We start from the raw sequence: 3354 nt of genomic DNA on the forward strand, positions 1-3354 counted from the left end.
GCGGTTAGTATTTTTTATTCTCATTTTACGTTTTTATTAAAGATCAAAATCTGCCACCTTTTACAACAGGCCGGTACGTTATCTAGCTCAAAACTATGGGTCACCCATTGATACATGCTAGTAATTTAAATTTTAATTACTGGAACCAAATCAGCTCATAGAAATAGAGTGAAAATATGAGGAAAAAATTATAGCTTACCTTTTTGGCTATAATTAGATTATTTTTTTAAAGTATTGATATGAACAGAAAACCGCCAGCTAAAGTTCTTAAAATTTTAAGGGAGGAAGTAGGTTTCGGATGCCCAATTCAGAGTTGTGGAAACCCCTACTTGGAATGGCATCATTTCGATCCGAAATGGGGAGAGTTAAATCATCACAATCCTGAAGGGATGATTGCACTTTGTCCTGAACATCACAGGAAAGCAGATGCCAATACCTATACAAAAGACCAACTAAGGAATTTTAAAAAAAATAAACAATCTCAAGTATCTGGAAAATTTGACTGGATGCGGCACGACCTCGTGGCTTTGGTAGGAGGAAATTTTTACCTTAACACTTTAACTATTTTTCAGTTTCACGGACAAAAATGCATATGGTTTAATCGAGATAAAAACGGTTATCTGTTACTAAATATCGCATTAATTGGTGAAGATGAACCAATTATGAAAGATAATTTCTGGATATTGAATGAAAAAATAAAAACTGTTGTTTCACCTCCCAATGGTAGAATGTTAGAAATTACTTATACCAATAATGATTTTTTGAAAATTGAATTTTTGGAGATTAGCTCCAGAAATGACTTAAAAAATGATTTTTCCCAACTTTCTCGTTGTGAAATAGAATATCCTATAACCTCTGTAAAAATTATGTACGAAGCAACCCAGGAAGGCATCTCTTTTAACTCCTCAGAAACTACAATAAAGAATCGTTTAAAAATGACTGGTTGCTTCTTTGTAAATATAGGTATTGCGATTAATATCAATGGAGCAGAAGGCGGAGCAATTGTAATTGAAGAATAATACAGAGAAGCAAGCGCAGCCTTAATGGGCATTGCATAATCAAGGTCTTCATTCTTTAAAATCAAACTACTATATTTGGGGAACTAACCCATTTGTTCCTGTTCTTCCTCTGTAGCAATCTATAATATAAATGGGAGAACAAAACTCCCTACGTCATTGTTTTTGTCAATGGCGAAGGTAAGCAGACCTTGCGGCTTAAGATGAGCCGTAAGCAAAAGGCATTCAAGGCGCTTATCGCACTCAGAAATTAGTGCGCATAAATTTCTGAGCGACGTAATTAAACGCGTCGTTAAATAAGGACAGGTTTAAACAGCCTGCCGGCAGGTTGATTTATGAGATTTAACCATGAATCTAACTTGTGTAATCAATATTTCTATAACAATAAATATAAAGGTATGTCGGTATGGGTGCTTTTTAATTTTAATGTTAATGGGATATTGATGTTTAAGCTTGGCGAGAGCTTTAATCTCGCCCTTTTAAGCGAAACTCTATCAGGGCTTGAATTTTGATAAAAAAATTAATTAACAAATGCTAAATATTATTAAGAGATTCAAGAGCACATACAAGATTCAGGCCCTGAACACCTTTGTTTCATTTATTAAACACATCAACAGTCAGAGTTGATAGAATAATCTTTAATTAGCTTCCCTCCTAAATATTGTGGATGCCCTAAGTCTGGCCAATCATATTCATACAATTTGCCTTGTAGCTGTTGTGCAACTTTATCAGCATCGGCTTTCTTATCAAAAGGTTTTAAACAATGATCCCCGCTTTCTTTTTCATCAACTATTACAGCATAATATTTTTTTCTCATGAATCTCTCCAATTCTTGACCAGTATTCTAGTAGAGCAGAGTATAGCTACGGCTCATTATAGCCTAGCTTTGAAATCAATATTTCAATGTACCTCAGATGAAATCATGGCAATGGTATTTTCTTAAATTTACTTGAAGAAATTACGAGCATTTTGGTTAATATACTCACTTTGAACAATGTTTGTTAACTTTATAGCTCTCGATTTTGCTACGCCAAGAATTTTTAATCCCCCACTTAATTAAGAGTAAAGAAACCCCACTTTATTTTATCAATGTGTAATTTTTACTCATCATGAATATAAATTGATTAGCAATAGCTATGTATTACAGCGCTTTTCTGCCGCGTATGATTATTTTTTTAGATATCTATAACAGTCGCGAGCTTTATGACCGAATGCAGGTAAATGAAGCCCTTCCTTTAATATTCCCTGATTTTCAAATCCAAGTTTTTCAAGCACTCTGATTGACCCATGATTATCTAGATCACATACAGTCGATATTTCTTTTACATCCGATTGTATTTGTAGCCACTCAACAACTGCAAGGCCTGCTTCAGTAATGAGACCTTGGCATTCAAATCTGCGACTAATTCCATAATGAATTTGGGCATTCCTTTCTTTCAATGTCACAAGAAACACTCCGATTGCTTCCCTATTCTTCCTTAAAGAAATAACCCAAGCAAACTCCGGTAAACTCTCTTTCCAGGCAATATCGCACCACTTTGTTAAAAATTGCAGGGTTTGTTCTATATTAGAATGGGGTTGGCGAGTAAGAAATCGAGAACTCTCGATATCTGAACAATAATTATAAAAAAGACTCTCCGCATCACCGTCGGAGGCAGGTCTTAAATTTAATCGCTTGGTAACAATCGGTGACGGAGTCATAAACAAATACCTTTTAATGTATTTTCCTAGTATAGATTTAATCCACCCTAAAATGCTGAATAAAGCTCGGCATTAACATCAACTGCTCTTAAATATACTCTGGTTAAATCAACGCCCTCAATAGGCTCTTCAAAAATATTACGCGCATGAAACCCGTCTGTATTCTTAATAAAAATCGCTCTGCGTTCGCACTGGGGTATACAAATTTTTATAGCGTTATTTTCTAAAGAATCGCGAATGCTTTGCACAAATTCTACGTGTTCTATTGGATTGTTGTCTGGAAGAACTTGACCGTTTAAAAAGAACCGTTGTTCTCCCTTTTTGTTTAATTGACTAATAGGCGTTTCTACGTAATTCTTAATCGTATTGACTATATCCCCTCTTTCATCAACATGATAATTAGGATTTAATTTTATTTTAATTCTCATGTTTTCATCTGTAGTGATAACCCTGTATTTTTCCCTTTCCTCCCATAATGCTGTAGGAATCCACATAAAATTACCAGGCTTCTGATCCTCTCCCCAAAATCGATCCAGCATTAATTAGAAAAACGGGCACCTAATGATCCTCTCCCCAAAATCGATCCAGCATTAATTAGAAAAACGGGCACCTAACACCTTCTGTTTGAACTGATTTG

Annotated in this window: 4 protein-coding genes; 1 reads left to right on the forward strand and 3 read right to left on the reverse strand. The window is 35.0% G+C overall.

Translation table 11 applies throughout. The features are described 5' to 3' along the window. The first annotated feature begins 239 nt into the window (after positions 1-239). The gene (locus ACN4Z1_RS15805; protein ID WP_419388361.1) at positions 240-1019 is read left to right on the forward strand and encodes a hypothetical protein; all 780 of its coding nucleotides are present in this window, start codon (positions 240-242) and stop codon (positions 1017-1019) included. Between the two features lie 607 nt (positions 1020-1626). Here ACN4Z1_RS15805 and ACN4Z1_RS15810 read toward each other — a convergent pair. The 3 genes from ACN4Z1_RS15810 to ACN4Z1_RS15820 all read right to left on the reverse strand — a co-directional run bounded on the left by ACN4Z1_RS15810 (position 1627) and on the right by ACN4Z1_RS15820 (position 3211). Then, positions 1627-1833: a hypothetical protein gene (locus ACN4Z1_RS15810; protein WP_419388362.1), complete on the reverse strand. Its 207-nt coding sequence runs from the start codon at positions 1831-1833 to the stop codon at positions 1627-1629. A gap of 350 nt (positions 1834-2183) precedes the next feature. Next, a complete protein-coding gene (locus ACN4Z1_RS15815; RefSeq protein WP_419388363.1) occupies positions 2184-2717 on the reverse strand; it encodes a GNAT family N-acetyltransferase in 534 nt (177 codons plus the stop codon). 47 nt (positions 2718-2764) lie between these two features. Beyond that, positions 2765-3211 (reverse strand): hypothetical protein, encoded by a 447-nt coding sequence (locus ACN4Z1_RS15820; protein ID WP_419388364.1) that lies wholly within the window; start codon positions 3209-3211, stop codon positions 2765-2767. Between the last annotated feature and the right edge of the window lie 143 nt (positions 3212-3354).

Source organism: Legionella sp. ST3F1 (genome assembly GCF_048553315.1).
Classification (GTDB): domain Bacteria; phylum Pseudomonadota; class Gammaproteobacteria; order Legionellales; family Legionellaceae; genus Tatlockia; species Tatlockia donaldsonii.